Origin of the sequence: Lysinibacillus sp. ACHW1.5 (assembly GCF_022014815.1) — a bacterium.
GTDB lineage: Bacteria > Bacillota > Bacilli > Bacillales_A > Planococcaceae > Lysinibacillus > Lysinibacillus capsici.
Genome location: NZ_CP091777.1, coordinates 3,647,353 through 3,670,186, shown reverse-complemented (window position 1 = coordinate 3,670,186; position 22,834 = coordinate 3,647,353). Strand labels below are relative to the sequence as shown.

Below are 22,834 nucleotides of genomic sequence, written 5' to 3'. Positions count from 1 at the left end.
TACACTTAAAACAGTAAAGAATCCGAATCAAGATTATTTCTTGATTCGGATTTTATTATAGATTTACGGGGTACCAATGGGCGTTCCTTATTTTTTTTTGAACTCAACGATTTTCTTTAGAATTTCAAATAACTGTTTTTGTTCATCTATGTCTATTTCTTGTAATATTTCAATAATCAATCGATAAGGAAGATTTTCTGTAGAATCATAATTTGTTCCAATAACTGAAAAAAAATCAGCAAGATTAACTTCTAGTGCATTAGTAATTTGATTAAGGCTAGAGATAGTTAAGTTTTTTTCCCCACGTTCAATTTGACCAATATATGTTGGGTGAACATTGGCTTTAAAAGCAAGCTCTTCTTGACTAAATTTTTTACTTTTCCTTAATATACGAATTTGCAATCCGACAGACTTGACTAAACTATCCAAACAATCCCCCCTCTAAGATAACCCTAGTAGGATGGTTTAATTAATTCTACATACTATTAATATCTATTTAATAGAAATATATACTATGTGTATCTTTTTATGTATAATTATATTACTGACAGGAAAAGATCATAAAAGTATAAAGAATTATTGCTAAATATTTTAACTCTCCATGAAGAAATTAAGAATGGATTATAAGTTTTTGATATTACCTAATAATTACTAAAATGAATATAATTGGTGGTGCGGAGGATCAATTAAAATATGATAATTCTATTAATGGAATCAAAAGCTTTGTTTTATATAGTATTTGAGGTGTTAGTATGAAAATCTGTAGGTATTGTAGACATCTAAATCCCGTCGAAAATAATTATTGTGAAAAATGTGAGCTAAGTTTCAAAGATTCAGCTGTTAGAAAAAGATATTATAACGAAAAAGATGACCCTTTAACAAATATTAAAAAAAATGAACAGGAGTACCGTAAAAAGACTTCTAAAGGCGCTATAATTTTAAGTTTTTTTGGGGGAGTATTAGGGATATTAATAATACTCGGTATACCGATCGGCGGTTACCTTTATTTAAACCAAGATGTTAATACATATAATAAAGCAGTAGATTTATGGAACGAAGGTGAAATAAAAGAAGCGCTTGAGGTTGCAAAAAAAATACCAGAAGATTCAAGGCAGTATAAAAAAACACTAAAATTAATTAAAAATGCCGAAGAACATTTGCTTTATAGTAAATCGGTAGAATTATGGAATGAAGGTGAAATAAAAGAATCTGTTGAAGTCGCCAAAAAAATACCAAAAGATTCAATACAATATAAAAAAGCGCAAAAATTAATTAAAGATGGCAAAGACTATTTGCTTTATAATAAGGCGGCTGCTCTGTGGAATGACGGTAATTATGAAGAAGCAGTTAAAATCTTTGAATCTTTTACCGAGGAGTCCGAATATTATAAGCAAGCACAAAGTGTTTTGAAAGATATGTAATACTAATTATAATTTATTAATTTTAGGGACAATGGCTAAAAGCTTTGTAAGAATAAGGCTGGGGCATAATTATATTTTCAAAGTAGAATGATAAAATTCACATCAGAAAAGCGCGAGAAATCAATGTTTCTAAAATTGATTTCTCGCGCTTTTAAGGTTTTGACCAGTTTTGTCCCGGCATCTTTCTCACTCTTTCATTTATGAATATTTAATTTGATTTTTAATGGGTGTATTTACGAGCGTATAATTCATTAGTAGGCTTTTCATTACTTTTATTGATTCACGAGGATGAACGATACTGGCATTTAGGCTACCAATATGAACAATTTGAATACAAGTAGGCTGAAGGGGGAGCGTATTTTTCTTTCTTTATACTTTAAAGATGTCTCTCTAACTAGTTTTACTTCAACGATTTGTACACGCTTAGCAGCAATTTGTTTAATTAGGATTTCATTAGATTTATTCAAAATAGATTCCTCCTTAGAATGTGAATATCATATTCTAAGGAATAATATATATTTGAATACTTTGTAGATACGGAACTAGTGTAAAAAAACGGTATTTAAGTACCAATAATATATCTTTGAATTATCTATAATAAAAGTGTAATGTATATAAGTTGAAGGAATTAAATATCCTCTTAAAGGAATGTATGTTCGTTTTGTGTTACAATAAATAAAAATTAAAATTGAGGTATTTTATAGATGTTAAAAAAGTATACGGAGTATCCCAGTTTTGAAGTGAATTTCAGTAATGCATTTTTACATGAAGAAATTGGGGAAAATGCATATAATAAATATAAGAATTATATTGAGAATATAAAGCCAAGAAATATATATACAAGTAAATTAGATATAATAGAAAGGTATAAATTAGAAAATTTTCTTATAAATATTACTTTATCATATTTAGAATTGAAATATAGAATATCTAGGTTAGATATAATAAGTAATATTAAAGAAATAATTGAATATTATCCGTTTCAAATGCACAGTGAATATTATGGTTTTATTGATATTGATGTAAAAGAAAACAAGGATTTTAAAAAATGGCTTAAAAATTCTTTAGAGGATTTTTTTAAAGAAGTGGATCAAAGAGAGTATGGTGAATATTATACTCCAGAAAAGCTAATAAGATTATCTTTTCAAAGTTTAGAGATGGATACTAACAACAAAGTAGTCGATCCGGCATGTGGTAGTGGGTTTTTCATCCTCGAATATTTAGAGGAACTACAAAATCGAAAGTTATTAGATATTGATACGATTAAAAATAATATTTATGGTTTCGATATTTTTCCCTTTTCAATTATCATGTCAAAATTATTAATTGGAGAATTTTTTGTAAAATCTAAGAAAAGCTTTAGCGGTAAAGAATTTTATTTTAAAAATATAATTCTTCATAATACAGTAAGTTCTTTACAATGCAAAAATAACGACAATAGGATTACGAACTTAGAATTTGATTTGATTATAGGAAACCCTCCTTTTTTTAGAATAGAACCTGATGATAAAAATGAAATATGTGATTGTGTTAGCTATGGACATAATTATATCCAAAGTATTTTTGTTCATTGGGCAATTCAACATTTAAAAACAAATGGAAAATCAGTTTTATTTTTACCTCAATCAATGTTGTCAGGTTTTTATTACCAAAAATTAAGACAAGAGATAATGGAAAAATGCAGACTCGAATTAATAATTAGTGATAAATCTCATGAAAAATCTTTCTTAGTTCAGCAAGATATAATGATACTTTATTTCAGTAATAGAAGAAATTTAGATTATTATCAGGTTGGTATACCTTACAATGATTTCGAAAATTTCGAAACAATAATATTACCATTAAATTTAATTAACAATAAAAATCAAGTCATTCCAGTTTTTAAATCTGAATTTGAACTAAATATGGCTCGACATTTATCAGAAATGGAAATTCTAAATTACATTACTGAATTTGAAATTGGGACTGGGAATTTTGTTTGGAATCAGAATAAAGATGATATATATAATCAATATGTTGAAGATTCAATTCCACTAATTATGGGACCAAGCATTAATTTAGATGGTATAAATTTGGAGAACTCGAAGTATAATTATTGCGTAGTAAGCAATGAAAACAGATATATTCGTAACGATATTGTTATTCTTTATAGAAGAATGTCTCCAATCGGTAATGAAATAAGAATGATTGCGACTATTATTAGCACAGATGATATTCCAGAATATGTATTAGAAAATCATGTTAATTTTATAAAACATGAAAATTATGATATGAGGAAAATTCAAATGATGTTACAATTTATTACAAGTGAAGATTTCGAAACCATGATAGATATTTTTTGTCAAACAAATCAAGTTTCTTCTAACGATTTATTTACAATTTTTGAGGTACTTATGTCTTTACGAAATCATTAAAACAAAGCAATATTGCATGAATTTATCTATGCAATATTGCTTTTGTTATAATAGGAGGAGAAAAATGAATAGGGTAGAATCTAAAAAAAAATTAGAACAATTAGTTCAACAGTTCGAGAAGTATGAAAGTACATATAGTGCTTCGGATTATAAAGAGGCAACTTTAAGATCTAGTTTTTTAGATCCCTTTTTTGAACTTTTTGGATGGGAAATGCGCCCTGAAAGAATAACTAATCCAGCAGACTTAGAAGTGATTATAGAAGAAAGTTTAGAAACGGAAAAATCTACAAAGTATATAGATTATGTTTTTAAAATTAATAGAACGACTCAGTTTTTGGTAGAAGCTAAAAAGCCAGCTGAAAATCTTTCTAAAAAAGATCATATTTTTCAGGCTAAAAGTTATGCATTTACTACGGAGATTCCATTTGTCATTTTAACAAATTTTAAAGAGTTCAGATTTTATGACGTTTCAACTGAACCTTTACACAATCAACCGGATACAGATAAAGTGAAAGAATATTGTTTTGATTATAAAGAATATGTTCAAAACTTTGATAAGTTATGGGAATTATTCAGCAGAGAAGCAGTTGCTAACAGAAGTTTAGCCAAGTTTTATGCTAAAAGAAGAAATATAGTAGATAGTCCAGATTTAATTTTTAAACTTAATTATCAAATTGATAAAGGTGCATCATTACTGGATATATCTTTCTTGAAAAATTTGAAAATATGGAGAAAATCATTAGCTGAAAATATCTTTAATAATAATTCACTTAATGTTAACGTAATTAATGAAGTAGTTCAGAGAATATTAGATAGACTGATATTTATCCGTATCATTGAAGACAGAAATATTGAATCAAAAGAGTTTTTAAAAGAAATTGTAGAAATGCACGAACAAGATAATTCGATTTCAGTGAAAAATGAACTAGATAATCTATGTATTGAATTAAATAAGAAATTTAATGGATTAGTTTTCCATGACCATACATTTGTTAACGAAACGTTGATAGATAACGAAATTTTATTAGCTATTATTGACAATTTATATTATCCAAAGTCTCCTTATAACTTTAGATTAATTAAACCAGAAATTTTAGGACGAATATTCGAGCAATTTTTGGGCGAAAAAATTGAAATAATTGATGGAAAAATAACGTTAGGATTAAAAGATATTAATAAAAAATCAGGGGGTGTTTATTATACACCTTCATATATAGTTGAAAAAATAGTAGAAAATACATTATCCAAAAAATTACATGATGATATTACAATTGAAAATTTAGAACAGATAAAAATAGCTGACATAGCTTGTGGTTCAGGAAGCTTTTTAATTTCATCATATAAATATTTAATTGATAAATTTCAATATATTTATTCCAAATGTTCGGAAGCGGATGTTCAAACATTAATTAGTAATAACTTAGTATTTATAGACAATGGAAAATTAATGTTAACAATGGAACATAAAAAGGGGATACTTCAGCAAAATATTTTTGGGGTAGATATAGATTCACAAGCAATTCAGGTAGCGAAATTAAGTCTTTATATAACCATGTTAGAAGAAGGATACAGAGAAGGTACATTAAGACCTATATTACCAGACTTAAATGATAATATTAAACATGGTAACTCAATAATAGATAATGAAATTTTATTTGAAGATGATATAACTTACGATATTGATGCAACATTACCATTTGATTGGGAATATGCTTTTCCTGATATTATAGATAACGGAGGTTTTGATGTAATATTAGGCAATCCACCCTATATAAGAATTCAAATTTTTGAAGAGTTATATGGAAAAGATGTAGTTAATTATTTGAAAAAAAAATACGTTTCTGCCGAAAAATTTAACTTTGATATATATGTCGTGTTTATAGAAAAAGCATTATCGCTCTTGAATGACCAAGGGATATTGGGATATATTGTGATGAACAAATTTTTTACTACACAATATGGAGAAAAATTGCGCAAGTTAATAACTTCAGAAAAATTATTATATGAAATCATTGATTTTGGAATTAATGAAATATTTAATAATGCTACTACTTATACTTGTATATTAATTTTAGATAAAACTAATCCAGATGAAATAATTATTGAAAGAGTGATTGATTTAAATACTTGGAAAGCTGGAGAATCTTCAGATCGGAAAGTGGTAGATCATACCGAATTCACTAGTGCTCCTTGGTATTTATCAAGCAATACTGATGAAGAAATTTACAAATTCTTTGAAGAAAATATGGTTTTACTTGAAACCATTAGTGATAGGGTTTTTGTTGGTGTTCAGACAGACTGTGATCCAGTATATATTTTAGAAGAAGTTTATGAAGAAGAAAATTATTTATATTGTAAGTCAGAATATACTACTGAAGTACACAAGTTTGAAAAAGATCATTTAAAACCATTTTTAAAAGGTTCTCTAGATATAAAGAAATATACTTTTTCAAATGTTAATAAGTGGTTACTTTTCCCTTATACCAATTCGGAAAATACTTCTGATTTAATTCCCGAAACAACTTACAAACAGTGTTTCCCAGAAACATGGAAATACTTAGAGTCTTGTAAAGAAAGATTAGCAAAAAGAAAAAGTATTGAGAGAGAATTGGATATTAATCCGAATTATAATGAGTGGTATAAATATATTTACAAAAAGAATCACACGAGGATGGACCAATTAAAAATAGTATTTCCAGCGATATCAAAGGGTAGTAGCTTTTGTTATGATTCGGATGGAGAGTACTATTTTGTAGGAAGTGGTGCTGGAGGCGGTGGTGGAGGCGCAATAGTCTTGCCCGATCAATCTGATTATAATTATTTATCCTTACTTGGAATTCTAAATTCAGAAGTAGTTTCATATCAAATTGTAAGAAGAGGTTCAAAACATAAAGGTTCTTATTATGGTGTAGATAAAAAGAGAATAGAAAATCTATATGTGCCATTGATTAATGAGGATAATAAAGATTTATTTAGTAATATTTCAAAAATGGTAGCTCAAATTCTTGATGCGTTTCAAAAAATGCATAAAGCAGGGACAACGGATGTTGGTAAAGAACAACTTCAACAAAGAATAAAAATGCTTAATGCTAGAATAAATGAACTGGTATATAGACTGTATAATTTACCAGTAGAATATAAAGAATATATTAAAAATGCCTTAGAAAATTAATTTTATTTGTATGAAATAGTCAAAAATATAGTTAATAAAATTCATTGCCCCCGCAACCCTTGATTTAACAATATTCCGAGACGGTTGGTTCGACTCCCGCCGTCTCCATACATAAAGGTGAGCAATATTGTAGCGGTAAATAATGATAAAGGTATCATCTTCTGATATATGGGTGGATACAGATATTTTAAATACATTTGGCTATGAATTATTTACTAAGCTTTTACCGAAATTAAGGTTAAGCAGTACACCAATATAGGAAAAAGGTTTACATCGGCAAAATAAGGTATACTATATTTGTTGAATAGATTTCTTTAAAGGCAGGAAAAGAAGGTGAACCTAAGTGGGGAAATATCAATTGGATACTAAAGGTAAGGTGGCTGTGGCAAAGTATCATGAAAAAAACAAGCCAGCCCAATTTGATAAAAAGCAGCAACTTGAGAAAATACGTGCGGCGTATTTGAAAAAGAAGCAAGAACAAACAGATCAATAATTTGAATGAAAACATAGGAAGACTAAAATCTCCCTATGTTTTTCTTTAACATAAAATTGCGGTATATTTTATTATTCTCCTAAATGGCAGATTCGATGACAGAAAACTTATTATCAGATATCCATTCCTCTTAACATTTCATGTACCGTACCACCCTAGAGTTTTTATTTGTTCATACTCCGTGCATTTGTTGTCATAGGGAAGACACTCTCTTTTGAAACAAATGAAATCGTTGAAAATTTGAGAGAATTAATCCATCTCATTTTCATTTTTTTGAATGCTTTTATGACAAGGTCGGAAATGTCATCGATTCTATCAAGAGCTTTTGAATTATTGGTCTCTCTTCAGTTCAACTTAAGCTGATTTTGGCCTCTCAACGTGTTTATTGTGAAGCATAATGCAACAATCTTGCTCGGGATTCAGCCTAAGAAGATGTGAATGTCATCACTATAATGTAGAAGGGTGTGCTAAAAGTCTAGAAACTTTCAGCACATCCTTTTGTATTCAATTGAACAGATGAAAAATGCAGAAGTATTATACGCTCCGTATTTTTCGATCCATCATTTAAAAATATAGTATAGTTATTGTAAAAACCGAAATGATTGAGGGGACTGGAATAGATGAACTTACTAGAAGTTGGCGTAAAAATAAAGCAGATGCGGAAGAAAAATAAAATGTCTCAGGATGATTTAGCTTCGCAGATTCATTTAACGAAAAGCCATATTTCAAAAATAGAAAATGGCAAAGCGACACCGAGTCTGGTGACATTATCTAAGATTGCGGAAATATTTGATGTGCCAATGGCTTGGTTTGTTATTCAGGATCAATTTGATGGCATTTCGATTGTATCGAAAAAAGAACGCAATGAGACGGTTGAGACGAATGAACTTGGCTATCAATATGAGCTGTTAGCGAATAAGAGCTATATGAGTAATATCAATCCTTCTATTGTTACCGTACATAATGGGGCGGAAAATTTAGCGCCTTATACACACGATAATGATGAATTTATTTATGTCATTTCGGGTAGTATCGTCTTGAAATACGATCATAAATTTTACAATTTAGAAGAAGGGGACTCTGCGTATTTTTCTGGGAAAAAGGAGCATATCTTTATTAATAATTCTGCAGAAAACTCAAAGGTATTAACGATTTATGTTGAGGATTAAATCTTTCTTTTAAACGTAAATATTATCGAAAATACAAATTTCTTGTTTACAATACTATTCAGACAATTTACAATTGGTGTAATATAATTCAACTAAGTTGAATTATATTACACTTTTTTAATTTTGGGGGTATGGGGATGACTTCACGTATTAAGGGATTTTATTTACTTTCAGTAGAAGAGCGAATTAAGTTAATCGCTGAAAAGTCAAATTTAACCAAAGAGGAAGTTGAAGCTTTAAAAAGTGGAATTTCATTAGAGCTTGCTGATGCAATGGTTGAAAATGTTATTGGACATATTTCAGTGCCTCTAGGGGTAGCGGCCAACTTTAAGGTGAATGGCAAAGAGATATTTATTCCGATGGCTACTGAAGAGCCGTCAGTAATTGCTGCGGCTAGTAATGCTGCCCGTGCAGCATATGAGTTAGGGGGTATTTTTACTTCCAGCTCGGGAACAGTTATGCGCGGACAGATTCAGGTATTAAATATTGAGGACCCTCATGCAGCGAGGGCGAAAATTTTTGAACATAAAAATGAGATCATCGAGCATTGTAATGAAAAAGATCCAACGTTAGTCAAGTTAGGCGGTGGAGTGAAGGATATAGAAGTGCACTTAATCGACACAGCAAAAGAAACTATGGTTGTCGTCCATTTAATCGTTGATACGAAGGATGCAATGGGGGCAAACGCTGTTAATACGATGGCGGAATCTGTGTCACCATTAATCGAACGGATTACAAATGGACGAGTTGTGCTACGGATTATTTCAAATTTAGCAGATAAGCGTATTGTTCGTGCGCGTGGTGAATTCTCAACAGAAATGCTCGGGGGAATAGAGATTGCGAAAAATATTGTAAGTGCTTACGAATTTGCAGATGCTGACCCGTATCGGGCTGCCACACATAATAAAGGGGTTATGAATGGTATTACAGCTGCGGTATTAGCATCGGGTAACGATACACGTGCTGTTGAGGCTGGTGCTCATGCCTATGCTGCTCGTTCTGGTAGATATCGTTCTTTAACAACGTGGGAGCTGAATAAAGCAGGCAATCTTGTTGGGACGTTGGAATTGCCATTAGCTGTTGGTATTGTGGGAGGGGCTACGAAGACTCATCCTGTTGCAAAAGCAGCGCTAAAAATTATGGATGTGCAATCTGCAGAGGAGCTAGCCAGCTACATTGCCGCAGTAGGATTAGTAGAAAATCTAGCAAGCTTACGCGCACTTTCAGCAGAGGGTATTCAATCTGGTCATATGCGTCTGCATGCGAAAAACTTGGCTGTAATGGCTGGGGCTACAGGCGATATTATTGATCGTGTTGTGCAGCAGGCGGTAGAAGAGAAGGATTTCCGTTATGATCGTGTTTTAGAGATTACAAACTCTCTGCGAGGTGAATAATACATGGCGAATACTCCATACAATGAGCAAAAAAATGTAGAGGAAAAGAAGTTTATTGAAATTTTAGGAGACACGGTTTCTGGTAATCAATTAATTATTTCAATTATTTTAAGTGTTGCCGCAAGCTTTTTAGGCTATCAGTTTGGCCAGTGGGTTTTTCCGAAGTTTGCAGACCCTCAAATGATTAACTCCTATTCATTGTTAACAGGCATCACGGGTATTCTGATTGTTGTTGCTATTAATACGATTCTTTTTAAACCAAAACGTATTTTAGTAGAAGATGAAGCATCTAGTCATTCTTTAAAGGAAGCATTTGAGGATTTACAAATTGATATAGACGAGGAAATACGCTTAATCGAGGAAGATCCAGTGACAAAAAAAGAGCTTGAGGATTTTGGTATTCTTTCTAGCTTACAAGGCTTGAAGGGAGCGGATAAAAAATGAGTATTTATGTAATAGCTCTTTTATTTGCACTTCTTGGTGCAGCTATCTTTACTGTCATTGGTCTTATCTCAGGTACAGATGAAACAGCAATTATGGTACCCATTACATTGTTAGTTATTTTGCTGGGAGCGCCTCCTGAAGGGGTATTCGCCTTTTTCATGGCGGGCGTGTTAGCTAAGCATTTAACACATGCTGTCCCAACTGCGTTATTAGGCATTCCAGGGGATACAACGGCTGTACCGTTGATCGACCATGCCAATACATTACGCCGTTTAGGGATGCCGCACGTTGCACTACGTAAAATGATTTCTGGCGGTGTTATCGGTGCATTTATCGCCCTACCAACCGCTGTATTGTTAGGTCAGTTTTTAGGTCAATTTGCCGACTTTTTTAAATCTTCATCAGGCATCATTTTTACACTTGCCGCAATTTTAATCGCATTCTTTTCAAAAGGAAAATGGGCAAGTATTTTAATTATTATTCCATTTGCATTTTTCATTAAAGCTTTAGATAGCGTTAGCTTCGCGATGCTGGATAAACATTTAAGTATTACATTCTTTTTAGGAATTGCCATTGGACCGATGTTTTGTAATATTTTAATGGCGGCTTCCTCCGTTGCTAAAAATGATCTAGCACGCAGTAAGCCAAATCAATATAATCTTGCTCCTGAAACGAAATCATGGAAAGGCTATTTCCCGAATCCATTTAAAATTTTATCGAAAAGGCAGACCATTTTTACGAGCATTACAACGTTTCTTTCCTCCCTTACATTTGTCTTCAGTCCTGTCGGGATGACGTCATTGATGGGAGAAATTGTAGGCTCACGTACAAAAGGTGCCTATAAAAAATCAACAACGAGTCTTACTGTCATGAATGGTGTAACGGAATCGACATATATAGCTGAAGCGATTATTCCATTAATTGCATTCGGTATTCCGTTAAGCCCAGTAGCACTTGGACCAGCATCACCTTTATTTAATGCACCACCTATTTTTACAGTAGATCCAGTTAACAACTTACACACGCTAATGTCTTCATGGGACTTTTTCATTTTTGGGTTAATCGGTATTAGTGTAGCCGCTTTAATTGCTTATCCATTTGCGATGAATTATGCCCGTAAAGCATCTGTATTAGTATTGAAATATATTAGCCAGGAAGCAATCGTAGCGATGTTCATCGGTTTAGCATTTTTGCTTGCCTATAACGAGGCACAATTGCTAGGAGTAGTGTTAACATTTACAGTCGCAACTGTTGGTGGATTATTGAATCGTATTTTAGGTGTAGGGGCTGGTGTGCAATTCATGGTATTCTACGCATCAAGCTGGATTATGCTACAGCTGTTCGGCATTTAATTAAAGGAAGTGTATCTTGATGACTTTACCAAAACAAGTGGAAATAAGAGAAGTTGGTCCTCGTGACGGCTTACAAAACGAGAAAATTTTTATTCCAACTGATTTGAAAGTACAATGGATTAATTTAATCAGTGAAACAGGTGTCCGTCATATCGAAGTATCCTCTTTTGTTAGTCCCAAGTGGATACCAGCTTTAGCCGATCATCATGAAGTGTTTGAGCAAATCGCACGTCATGAAAACATAACGTATACAGCTCTTGTGCCTAATTTGAAAGGGGTAGAAGGAGCCATTCAACAAAAGGTTGATGAAATTGCGTTATTTATTTCTGCTTCTGAGGAGCATAATCAAAGTAATGTAAACGCTTCAATTAACCAATCTTTACAGAACTTAAAAGCTGTAGCTGAAGCAGCAAATCGTGAAGGTATATCGTTAAGAGGCTATATTTCAACTGTATTTGGCAGTCCGTTTGGTGATGAAGTAAAGCTTCAAACAGTGAAGGAAATCATTGATGCCTATCTAGCAATGGGCGTTTCTGAAATTTCACTAGGCGATACAATTGGGGTAGCGGATCCTGTACAAGTAAAGGCTATTTTATCAGAGCTGCTCACTCAATACGATCGTGATTTGTTTGCCCTTCATTTTCATGATACGTATGGACGTGCTTTAGCAAATATATTTGCAGCACTTGAGCAGGGGATTACAAAATACGACAGTGCTATTGGAGGTTTAGGGGGATGCCCCTATGCCCCTGGTGCAAGCGGCAATGTGTCAACGAATGATTTAGTAAATTTCCTGCACCGTTTAGGCGTGCAAACGAATATTGATGAAGAAAAACTATTTACCGCTACGCGATTTTTACAGCAGGCAATTGATAGACAGCTTGATAGTAAAGTATATAAAGTGCAAAGTAATTAAGTAAAAGAGCCCTTTATAGTTAGAATTAAAATGAGAACTGCCCCACCAATTGTTAGACACACTCTACCAATTGGTGGGGCAGTCTTTTTACTGAGGAAAAATAGTTTTATGCCAATTAATCAGCATACTACCTTTGAATTCAATAGGTGATCCCCCCCTAAATATGATCAATATACTTCAAACACTTTGCCAGCAGTTGGGTACGATTGGTTACTTGAAACTTTCTATATAGGTTTTGAAGATGTTTTTTGATTGTATTTTCACTGACGAATAATTGCTGGGCGATATCTAGGTTTTTCAAGCCTTTGAATACAAACTTTAAAACTTCTCGTTCTCGATCTGTCATTTCCAACACGATGGAGGGCTGTGAAAAGTGATGTAAGGAATACATGTTTTCGATATTTCTTTTCAAATACACTAACTTTAAAATATCTTTGTCATTAAATAGCTTCTCTCCTGTTTTCCTTAAAAAGCCAATAACGGCTACGAGCCTATTGTCTATTCTTAAATACATGGCCATTTCATCTTCATAGCGATTTTCTTTCAAAAAAACTTCTTTATAATGGGTTTGTTTTTGCAGGCACATCACTTCATTCCTACTCATTAGCTGAATGGAAGGCTGTGTAGTTATATTTTGGGGGTGTAATGGATCAAAGTTTTTATATCTTTGCAAATAGTCATTAATCGTATGACGCTCTATATTAAAAAGCACTGGGGCGGTTAACTCATTATTTGCTATTTCCCAAAATAACATATGGTGATAGCCGAGATGCTGACTAATTGTTTGCAATAGTTCCTGTTTAAACCCTTCATTGCTTTGTTTCACATTCATATTTGAAATATGATAGCTTGCCTTAAGAATGTTTTCTAAATCATTTTCTAAAAACATGAAAACACCTCATTTCTCTATTATGCATTTATATTCTACTTAAAACGGAATTATCCTTTTGGGTAATATCTTAAATTTAGAATATTCAGTACATTATAGTTGCAAGATTACTACTATACGAGGTGATGATATGAATTTACAAGAGTATGCATCCTATGACGGTATTGGGTTGGCAGAGCTAGTAAAATCAAAGGAGGTAACACCACAGGAGTTAAAGGAGCTAGCGTTAGAAGGAATAAAAAAAGTCAATCCATCCATTAATGCGGTCGTTAGTGTGTTAGAAGAGCAGGCTGATAAAGCAATTGAGAAGGTTGATGAAAATGCGCCATTTGCAGGTGTTCCGTTTTTAATTAAAGAACTTGTGCTACATGCAGAGGGTGTTCCGCATAGTATGGGGAGTCGTATTGGAGAAAATACGGTTATACCCGTCGATAGTGAATTAATGGCGCGTTTTAGAAAGGCTGGCTTGATTTTAGCAGGTACTACAACAACACCTGAGTTTGGCTATAATGCAGCGACTGAAGCGCTAATTTATGGCGCAACGCGCAATCCGTGGAATTTACAGCATAGTCCAGGTGGTTCAAGTGGTGGGGCAGCAGCGGCTGTTGCAAGTGGTATTGTGCCAATTGCCCATGCGAATGATGGTGGTGGTTCTATTCGTATTCCCGCTTCCTGTAGTGGGTTAGTGGGATTAAAGCCTACACGTGGAAGAGTTCCAGCTGGTCCATTCAATAGCGAGCCTTTAAATGGTATTGCCATTGAGTTCGCTGTGACTCGTACAATTCGTGATACAGCGGTGCTATTGGATCAAGTAGCAGGCCCTGACTTAGGGAGCTATTCCAAATTAGAAGTAACACATGCACCGTATGGACAACTTATCCAGGAAACAGTGCGCCCGCTAAAAATTGCTTGGACAACTGAAACAAATTCTGGGGCATTTGTCGATCCGGAATGTATAGAAGCGGTTCATAAAACAGTTCAAGTATTAAAAGAACTAGGACACGAGGTAGTAGAGGCGCGTCCGAAATATGAACAAGCATCATTCACAAAGGCGACGGTCGATATTTGGACAGCGAATATTTATCAAATGATTAAGGGGGCTGCAGCAGGCACTGGTAAAACAGTTTCTCCAGACTATATTGAAGCAGCCATTTGGAAATGCTATGAATATGGTGGACAATTAAAGGCGGCTGATTTATTGGAAGCTATTCATACAAATGCAGTCGTTTCACGTCAAGTAGCAGGATTCTTTGAAGACTATGATATTTTATTGAGTCCAACTATTGGCACACTTCCTGCTAAAATTGGTGAGTTAAATGCCAACAACCCTAATATTTCGGCTGTTGAATGGACAGAGCAAATTTTCACGTATGCACCGTTTACAAATTTATTCAATGCTACAGGCCAGCCTTCCATATCATTGCCTTTAGCCGAAAGTAAATCAGGCCTACCAATTGGTCTACAAATGACGGGTAAATTTGCAGATGAAATGACGTTATTACAGCTAGGTAGACAGCTAGAGGAAGCCATGCCTTGGAAAGACCGTCAACCAGCAGTACATGTCAGTGAACAGCCTCAGCCAGCAGTATAATCTAGCATGAACGCACTTAGTAGAGACTAGGTGCGTTTTTTTTGCGGTCGTAATTTTCAAGCTTCCTTAAAAGCAGGTTTTATCCTGACCTCGAACTCATATACATAAAATAAAAGCTAATAGGAGTAGTGATTATTGGACAAACAACAACATAAGTACAGATGGATTGTGTTTGTTGCTGTATTGTTTACCTATTTGTTAATGGCAAGTCAGCGAACTGCTCCAGGGTTAATTACAGATCAATTGATGGAGGATTTTGGGGTAACGGCTTCGACAATTGGCTTATTGACGAGTATTCAATTTTTTGTGTACACGAGTTTGCAAATTCCGATGGGGATTTTAGCTGACCGATTTGGGCCAAACGTTTTCCTCATCATTGGTGCCACCCTAACAGGTATAGGAACCATTCTTTACAGTCTAGGTACACATGAATTCATTCTATTCTTTTCTAGAATACTTACTGGTATAGGAGATGCCACCATATGGGTGAATATGGTGCTTATTTTGGCACAATGGTTTCATAAAAAGGAGTTTGTCCGATTAATTGGCTTTGCAGGTATGACAGGGAGCTTAGGTTTCTTATTGGCAACGGTGCCTTTTGCTACATTGATTCTTTTATTAGGTTGGCGAATCACCTTTTTCTCTACAGGACTTTTACTATGCTTATGTGGTGTACTTCTTTATTTTGTGCTTGTACAAAACACAAAACGCATTTTTTCAAAGGAATCTGTAAGCATAACTAAAGAAATAAAACGTGAAAAAAGCTCCATATTATTACGAAGAATATTTTCAAGCAGGCAAGCGTGGGCTTTATTTTTTTGTCATTTTGGCGTTGTGGGCGGGTATGTTGGCTTTATTAGCTCGTGGGCAGTACCATATGGGATCAATATGTATGAGATGTCACGGTCAGAGGCTAGTCAGTTAATTATGATTGGTCTAGTCGGAGCGCTTTTAGGAGCACCTTTAATGAGCTGGATTGCTGGCTGGTTAGGTACAATTAAGAGACCCTATATTGTTGTGCATATTGCGGTTTTAGCTAGTTGGTTTGCCTTTCTTTTATTGAAAGGGCATCCGTCCATTTTCATGCTCATTGTCCTGTTCTTTATCATTGGCTTTGGCTATGGTGCAAGTGCTTTAACCTTTGCGGCAGTTCGTCAAACTTTCCCTTTAAATGAATCAGGCATTGTTTCTGGATTTGCCAATACTGGGGGCTTTCTAAGTGCCGCATTGCTGCCCATTATTTTTGGGTTTATTTTAGATTACTTTCAAGCTGCCACAGGCAATGTAAGTGATGGATACTACTATGGCTTCATTTCGCCAGTCATATTTTCTATCATTGGCTTGATTGGAGTAATGATGTTTAAGGAAAAGCTTTTAAAGGTGATGGATTAAGCCATGCTATAAAATATGAGTATAAAGGGATACCTGCAATAGAGGTATTCCCTTTTTAACGTTGAACGTATTATCCCATATATACACTGGCACAAGTATCTGGAGCAGGTTCATAAAAGCAATGATTCTTAAATTGTCCTGTAAACGGCTGACCATACCATGTTGGGGGACATGGTGCATATGGATTGAAGTACCAGAGTGCGTATTTTGCTGGATGTTCACGCCAGAAATCTAAGTTTTGTTTCGCCAATCTTTTTTCCGTTTCTCTCGCTCGTTGGTAAAACATATTGCCTTTTTGAACAGCTTCGAAAGAATAATTTCCGCCTTGTACCTGGTAAATAACCTGCTCAATTGTTCTTACATCATTGAAATCTAAACAGGATGCCACAGCACGATTCACAATGACATTGCCCACGTAAAGCATACCTTGTTGACCTTCACCCTCTGCTTCTGCTCTCATCATCCTTGCCATTAAAGCAACGTCTGCATCACGGTATTTTACTCTTGGCATTTTTCCACCTCCACCTTATAGTATGAAAAAGAACAAGGCTAGTTTCACTTTATCTTGAAATTCGTTGTTTTTGTATATCACTCCATAAAAAACACCATCTTTACTGTTCAACAGCAAGATGGTGTTTTTCATTAAAAATTATTTTTGAAGTATGGCGTTTTTTTCAGTACAACACATACTGGGATGGCGATAACTAAGCCTACGATGTTTTGAATGACGTCCCCAGGAATGGATGCCAGCGGGGCAATCCAGCTGTTGAACATAATGGCTTGCCCAACATAGTAAACAGCAATCATCACAGGCATTGATACTACTGCTCCTAAAATATTCAGCCCAAGATTATCACCTTTATGTCCTTTTGACCAAGCAATTTTACCGACAATGAAGCCTTGTAATGCGCGTGAAATAATGGTTGTGGGTGCCCAAATTAACCAGCCACCTACGATATCGAATAAACCCATTCCAATAGCTCCAGCAAGTGCTCCTTTTTTAGGCCCGAATAAAATAGCGGAGATAAACAGCATAGATGTTCCTAAGTGGATAAGGCCCCCTTGCCCAATCGGTAGCTTCAGATTGATAAACATTGTAGCAACGAAAACAAGTGCTGCTAAAATGGCTGTAATGACTAAATCAAATGTTTTTGTGCGTGATTTTGTATAGGATGTTGGCCTTTGTATATTTTGCATTTGTCTCTTCCTCACTATGATGAATATTTTGATGATTTTTACTTTAACAAAGGACTGACTATTGTAAAAGTGTCAATTTTATAAAAAAGTTAAGGGTCAGTTTGAGGTTATTTTCGCATCTTTCGAATTGTGATACGATGGGGAGAGTAAAAGCAGGATGAGTTAGGTGGAATGTATGATGAAAAAAGTTGCTGTAATTCAAGATATGTCGTCCTTTGGAAAGTGCTCATTGACGGCTGCGATGCCTGTACTCTCTGTGATGGGTGTGCAAGCAGTCCCATTACCAACAGCTATTTTAACGGCACAAACAGGATATTCAAGCTTTTATTGTGAAGATTTAACGTCAAAGATGGACTCTTTTATAGATGAGTGGAGTAAGCTTGGAGCTACCTTTGAAGGGATTCATACAGGCTTTGTTACAGGTAAGGAGCAAATCGATAATATATTTCGCTTTTTAGACGTGTTTCACTCAAATAAGACGACGTTGCTTGTCGATCCAGTAATGGGTGATCATGGTGAGGTCTATAAAATGTTTACTGGTGAATTGCTTGATCGTATGAAAGCGTTAGTAAAGTGTGCTGATATTATTACGCCAAATGTCACGGAATGCTGCTTGCTTACAGGTTTATCCTATGAAAGGCTACTGAGCTATCCAAATGATACTGATTATATTCATGCCCTTAAAGAGGCAGGTCAGCAGTTACAGCAAGCAACTGGAGCAAACGTCATTATTACGGGTTTGAATCCACCAGTAGGTGATACGGACAAGCGTTATGTTGGGAATATGTTTGTCGATTCTGAGCGGTCTTTTCATAGTATCCGCAACTATAATGGTGAGAGCTATTCAGGCACGGGCGACCTCTTCGCATCCATCATAATGGGTGGCATGATGCGCGGACAAGATTTAATGGCCTCAATGACACTAGCAGAAACATTTTTAGCCGCTGCAATTGAAGCTACTTCGAAGGAGCAAGTACCTCGTGAGGCAGGCGTGCATTTTGAAAAGTTTTTAAGCATGCTACTTTAGAAGATGCAATTAACTTGGAATATTCTCTGTATCAATTTGATTTTTTATGAATTGATCCGTAAAAAATTTTAAGTGTTGATAATCATGAAAAAATTAAATAGAAAGGCGTGAAGGCTATTATTGCTTACACGTCTTTTTTCTTTAAAGGGAATTTTCAGCAAATAATTCTGTTAAAAGACTTGAATAAATTAGTGAAAAATAACTGGAAATTATGTTTGATTTCATTAACAATTAGTAAAATTAGAACAAATTTATGGTACTATAATGGAAATAAAATAATGAGTGTAGGGAGTGTAATTTATTGAAGGAAATAAAAGATTTACAAATAAATACGATAATTGATAACCATCAACTTTGTGAAATTTTTAAATGTTCTCCACAGGGTGGCATGAGAAGATCACACCGAACAAATACCTTAGTGTTAATATCAGATCGAACAAAATTATATGATGACAGGACTGTAAATGAAATTTATCACTATACTGGCATGGGACAAAAGGGCGATCAGCATTTAAAGTCACAAAATAAGACATTAGCTGAATCCAAATCAAATGGTATAACAGTTCATTATTTTGAAGTTATGACAAAGGGGAAATATACATATCGAGGTGAGGTAGTTCTCGCTGCCGATCCGTACACTGATCTTCAGAAAGATGTTGATGGACGAATGCGTAATGTTTGGGTATTTCCTTTGAAAAAGGCTGATAATTTACTTTAATAGAACCAGATCGAGAGAGGGTTTTTTATGAAAAAGGTAGAGGCTATTTGGTTAGCAGGAGCAATATTAACATATGAAAAATTTATCGAAAAAGAGAATGTTAAAAGTGAAGATTTGTATTTTAAGCAGAGTGAAATTGTTAAAAAAGCGGAGGAATTAAACAAAGATATAATTCCTCCTGCATTGGCATCATCTCACTGTGTAGCAAATGCTACTGGTTCTATTTATAACTATCTAGTGGCAGGAGATTTTAATGATTCGATTAAGCGAAGACTATCTTATTACGGAGAATTTAATAACCAAAAAGAACGCCCTGCATTAAATAGAGAAATAACCGTAACGACCATAATGGGTCAGAAAAAAATTGCTGAATTATATGATTTCATTGAAGGAAAGTTTACTCATTTCATTTTAACAAACCTAATAATTGAGGAGGATTCCCCAAAAATGAGTCAATGCAATATCAATACCATCCTGTACGGTCCACCAGGAACAGGAAAAACTTATAATACGGTGAACTACGCGGTTAGTATTATTGAGAATAAAGAATTTATGGCGATTTGCGCAGAAGCGTATCAAGATGTTTTTGAACGTTATCTTACGTATAAAAAGCAAGGTCAGATTCGATTCGTTACTTTTCATCAATCATATGGATATGAAGAGTTTATCGAGGGAATTAAGCCTGTTTTAAACGATGAAGCAGAAGAGAGCATTCAATATAAAATTGAATCAGGCGTGTTTAAAGAATTTTGTGAGCAAGCGCAGCAATTAAAATTAACTGCTCATGATCAGGTGATGGAAGGAAATAAAAAAGTTTGGAAGATTTCTTTAGGAGGCAGTGGCAAGAATTGGCTGAAAGAAGAATGCTTTAAGGACAATCAAATTCGTATAGGCTGGGATGAGGAAGGTACTGATTTTATTGAGGATGGGGAATATCCTTCAGATACCTTGTACTATTTCTATGAGGGAATGAGTGTTGGCGATATCGTCTTTTCTTTAGGAGATCAAAAGCATATTGATGCAATTGGCATTATCACAGGAGAGCCTGAATGGTTAGAGGCAGAGGAAGATTTTAAAAGAAGTCGTGAAGTAGAGTGGATTGCCACGGATATCTATGAAAATATTTACGAGCTAAATGGCAAAACGAACTTAGTGCAGCAAACCATTTATGAGCTTTGGCGACTATCAATCAATGATGTGAATAATTTAATTTTAAAATACTCGCAAAATGATCAAATCGATGTGGAAGAAAATACTAATAACTATGTCTTTATTATCGATGAAATTAATCGAGGCAATATATCGAAGATTTTTGGTGAACTTATTACATTAATTGAACCGACAAAACGAATTGGAGCACTAGAAGAAATGCATGTGAAGCTTCCATATTCTAAAAAGGATTTTGGTGTCCCTCAAAATGTCTATTTGCTGGGAACGATGAATACAGCAGATCGTTCCATTGCACTGATGGATACAGCACTTAGAAGACGCTTTGAATTTATTGAAATGCTGCCAAATTTGAATGCAGTAGCTGATATAAAAGTTGGGCATATCCATATTCAACGTCTAATGGAAGTTATGAACGCTCGTATTGAAGCACTGTATGATCGTGAACATACTATTGGTCATGCCTATTTTATGAGCTTAAAAGAAGACAGTTCATTAGAAAATCTAGCTAATATTTTTAAGAATGCGATTATTCCACTTCTTCAAGAATATTTTTATGAAGATTATAGTAAGATTCAGTTAGTGTTAGGAGATCATTTAAAACCCCAGCAATATCGATTTATTTTGGATGAGAAATTAAGTATAAAAGGATTATTTGGTCGAGCCATTGATATAGACCTCCCAGAAACGAAATTCCATCTTCAAGCAAGTGCATTCGAGGAACCATTAAGCTATATCGGCATATATGGAAGGGTCGAGAATGAAGAAGTTAATTGAAATAAAGGAATACGATATCCTGACATGCAATAAAGCTTTTAAAGATGAGTATGTATACTTAGACAATGATTCTTTCGAGCAGCTTGAAAATATGATTTTGGACTGTAATGATATGGAAGATGTGGATGCATACGATTTTTTCTCTGTCTCCACAAAGCGGCATGTAGGGAAGGTCATTCGTGCAAAAAATTATGTTGGGATTGTGCAATTGAAAAATGGTACACAAATTCAAATTTTGCCAAAAATATATGGGAAAACAGCCATTGACCCTAAAAAAACATTTTTGAAAATGCTTAAGTCATTACAAGAATTTCCTAGCAAAACCTTTAATGAGACTAGTCTTCGTACAGATCATATGACGTTATTGGAAATTTTCATTCGATTGTACATTGAAGAAGTACAAAAACTGATTAAAAAAGGACTTAAATCATCGTATTATGCGATGGAGGATAACTTAAATGTATACAAAGGAAAAATGGTATTCTCACAGCAATTAAAATATAACCTTGTTCATCGTCAACGTTTCTATACACGCTATGATGAGTTTGGAATGAATCGAGCAGAAAATCGATTAATCAAGGCTACATTGCTTTATTTGTTAAAACAATCTACTAGCAATGACAATATAAATGAAATTCGTAAGCAACTCATACACTTTGAACTCATTGAGCAATCAAAAAACTACAGTAAGGATTTTTCCCAGGTAAAGATTGATCGTAACTCAAAAGATTATGAAACGATTATGCAATGGTCTAAAATTTTTTTAAATAATGAAAGCTTTACAACTTTTTCAGGACATTCATTTGCTAAAGCCTTATTATTTCCAATGGAAAAAGTTTTTGAGTCTTATATTGGCTTTCATCTGAAAAAGCTACTAAGTGATTCAGCGTGGCATGTACAATTACAGGATAAAGGCTATCATTTATTTCAAGGGAAATTTGCATTACGACCAGATATTGTATTAACAAATGTCACTGGCAACATTATTTTAGATACAAAATGGAAAATGCTAAGTAACACGCCACACAATAACTATGGCATTTCACAGGCAGATATGTATCAAATGTATGCGTATGCTAAAAAATATCACGCTAAAGAAATATGGCTCCTTTATCCACTGAATACGGAAGTTGAACAAATGAAAGAAATTTATTTTAACACAAATGAAGGGGATCAAAGTGCCGAAGTGAGGGTGTTTTTTGTCGACTGTCATCATGTAGAGAACAGTTTGGAGAAACTAGTAAAGAAGTTTACTCTAGCAACGCAATAGTAAACATAAGAGTAGATATGCTATCAGGGGG

19 protein-coding genes are annotated in these 22,834 nt (G+C 34.2%); 15 read left to right on the top strand and 4 right to left on the bottom strand.

Annotated elements, in window-relative coordinates:
• Positions 1-87 precede the first annotated feature (87 nt).
• Entirely contained in the window at positions 88-429 is a 342-nt protein-coding gene (locus L6W14_RS18430; protein ID WP_237898617.1) for a helix-turn-helix domain-containing protein, read from the bottom strand.
• A 323-nt stretch (positions 430-752) separates the two neighbouring features.
• On the opposite strand from L6W14_RS18430, the gene L6W14_RS18425 reads away from it, so the two are divergent.
• From L6W14_RS18425 to L6W14_RS18385, 9 genes are all read left to right on the top strand, one after another.
• Entirely contained in the window at positions 753-1,421 is a 669-nt protein-coding gene (locus L6W14_RS18425; protein WP_237898616.1) for a hypothetical protein, read from the top strand.
• A 704-nt stretch (positions 1,422-2,125) separates the two neighbouring features.
• Positions 2,126-3,835 carry an HsdM family class I SAM-dependent methyltransferase gene (locus L6W14_RS18420; protein ID WP_237898614.1) on the top strand — a complete coding sequence of 570 codons (1,710 nt, stop codon included), beginning with the start codon at positions 2,126-2,128 and terminating at the stop codon, positions 3,833-3,835.
• Positions 3,836-3,899: 64 nt separating this feature from the next.
• Positions 3,900-7,007: an Eco57I restriction-modification methylase domain-containing protein gene (locus L6W14_RS18415; RefSeq protein WP_237898612.1), complete on the top strand. Its 3,108-nt coding sequence runs from the start codon at positions 3,900-3,902 to the stop codon at positions 7,005-7,007.
• A gap of 343 nt (positions 7,008-7,350) precedes the next feature.
• Complete coding sequence (locus tag L6W14_RS18410; RefSeq protein WP_237898606.1) at positions 7,351-7,500, top strand: hypothetical protein; 150 nt, start codon at positions 7,351-7,353, stop codon at positions 7,498-7,500.
• Between the two features lie 620 nt (positions 7,501-8,120).
• A complete protein-coding gene (locus L6W14_RS18405; RefSeq protein ID WP_237898605.1) occupies positions 8,121-8,669 on the top strand; it encodes a helix-turn-helix domain-containing protein in 549 nt (182 codons plus the stop codon).
• A gap of 137 nt (positions 8,670-8,806) precedes the next feature.
• A complete protein-coding gene (locus L6W14_RS18400) occupies positions 8,807-10,063 on the top strand; it encodes a hydroxymethylglutaryl-CoA reductase, degradative (protein WP_237898604.1) in 1,257 nt (418 codons plus the stop codon).
• 3 nt (positions 10,064-10,066) lie between these two features.
• Positions 10,067-10,507: a hypothetical protein gene (locus tag L6W14_RS18395; protein ID WP_048394316.1), complete on the top strand. Its 441-nt coding sequence runs from the start codon at positions 10,067-10,069 to the stop codon at positions 10,505-10,507.
• A complete protein-coding gene (locus tag L6W14_RS18390; RefSeq protein ID WP_066037148.1) occupies positions 10,504-11,859 on the top strand; it encodes a tripartite tricarboxylate transporter permease in 1,356 nt (451 codons plus the stop codon). The genes L6W14_RS18395 and L6W14_RS18390 overlap by 4 nt, the downstream gene beginning before the upstream one ends.
• A 19-nt stretch (positions 11,860-11,878) precedes the next feature.
• Entirely contained in the window at positions 11,879-12,775 is an 897-nt protein-coding gene (locus tag L6W14_RS18385; RefSeq protein ID WP_237898601.1) for a hydroxymethylglutaryl-CoA lyase, read from the top strand.
• 157 nt (positions 12,776-12,932) lie between these two features.
• Here L6W14_RS18385 and L6W14_RS18380 read toward each other — a convergent pair whose 3' ends face one another.
• Positions 12,933-13,664 (bottom strand): helix-turn-helix transcriptional regulator, encoded by a 732-nt coding sequence (locus L6W14_RS18380; RefSeq protein ID WP_131521182.1) that lies wholly within the window; start codon positions 13,662-13,664, stop codon positions 12,933-12,935.
• Between the two features lie 130 nt (positions 13,665-13,794).
• On the opposite strand from L6W14_RS18380, the gene L6W14_RS18375 reads away from it, so the two are divergent.
• Positions 13,795-15,255, top strand: coding sequence for an amidase (locus tag L6W14_RS18375; protein ID WP_237898600.1), 1,461 nt, complete (start codon positions 13,795-13,797; stop codon positions 15,253-15,255).
• Between the two features lie 135 nt (positions 15,256-15,390).
• Positions 15,391-16,647 carry an MFS transporter gene (locus L6W14_RS18370; protein ID WP_131521184.1) on the top strand — a complete coding sequence of 419 codons (1,257 nt, stop codon included), beginning with the start codon at positions 15,391-15,393 and terminating at the stop codon, positions 16,645-16,647.
• Positions 16,648-16,717: 70 nt separating this feature from the next.
• Here the strand turns inward: L6W14_RS18370 and L6W14_RS18365 are convergent, their stop codons facing one another.
• Positions 16,718-17,158 (bottom strand): cell wall hydrolase, encoded by a 441-nt coding sequence (locus L6W14_RS18365; protein ID WP_004228176.1) that lies wholly within the window; start codon positions 17,156-17,158, stop codon positions 16,718-16,720.
• Positions 17,159-17,289: 131 nt separating this feature from the next.
• Positions 17,290-17,844, bottom strand: a complete 555-nt coding sequence (locus L6W14_RS18360) for an ECF transporter S component (protein WP_004228177.1) — start codon at positions 17,842-17,844, stop codon at positions 17,290-17,292.
• Between the two features lie 178 nt (positions 17,845-18,022).
• Here L6W14_RS18360 and L6W14_RS18355 point away from each other — a divergent pair, with 178 nt between their 5' ends.
• From L6W14_RS18355 to L6W14_RS18340, 4 genes are all read left to right on the top strand, one after another.
• Positions 18,023-18,871, top strand: a complete 849-nt coding sequence (locus L6W14_RS18355) for a pyridoxamine kinase (RefSeq protein WP_131521185.1) — start codon at positions 18,023-18,025, stop codon at positions 18,869-18,871.
• 301 nt (positions 18,872-19,172) lie between these two features.
• The gene (locus tag L6W14_RS18350) at positions 19,173-19,589 is read left to right on the top strand and encodes an SRA domain-containing endonuclease (RefSeq protein WP_131521186.1); all 417 of its coding nucleotides are present in this window, start codon (positions 19,173-19,175) and stop codon (positions 19,587-19,589) included.
• A gap of 27 nt (positions 19,590-19,616) precedes the next feature.
• Positions 19,617-21,533, top strand: coding sequence for an McrB family protein (locus L6W14_RS23160; protein WP_284705882.1), 1,917 nt, complete (start codon positions 19,617-19,619; stop codon positions 21,531-21,533).
• Positions 21,517-22,803 carry an McrC family protein gene (locus L6W14_RS18340; RefSeq protein ID WP_237898599.1) on the top strand — a complete coding sequence of 429 codons (1,287 nt, stop codon included), beginning with the start codon at positions 21,517-21,519 and terminating at the stop codon, positions 22,801-22,803. The genes L6W14_RS23160 and L6W14_RS18340 overlap by 17 nt, the downstream gene beginning before the upstream one ends.
• Positions 22,804-22,834: the final 31 nt, after the last annotated feature.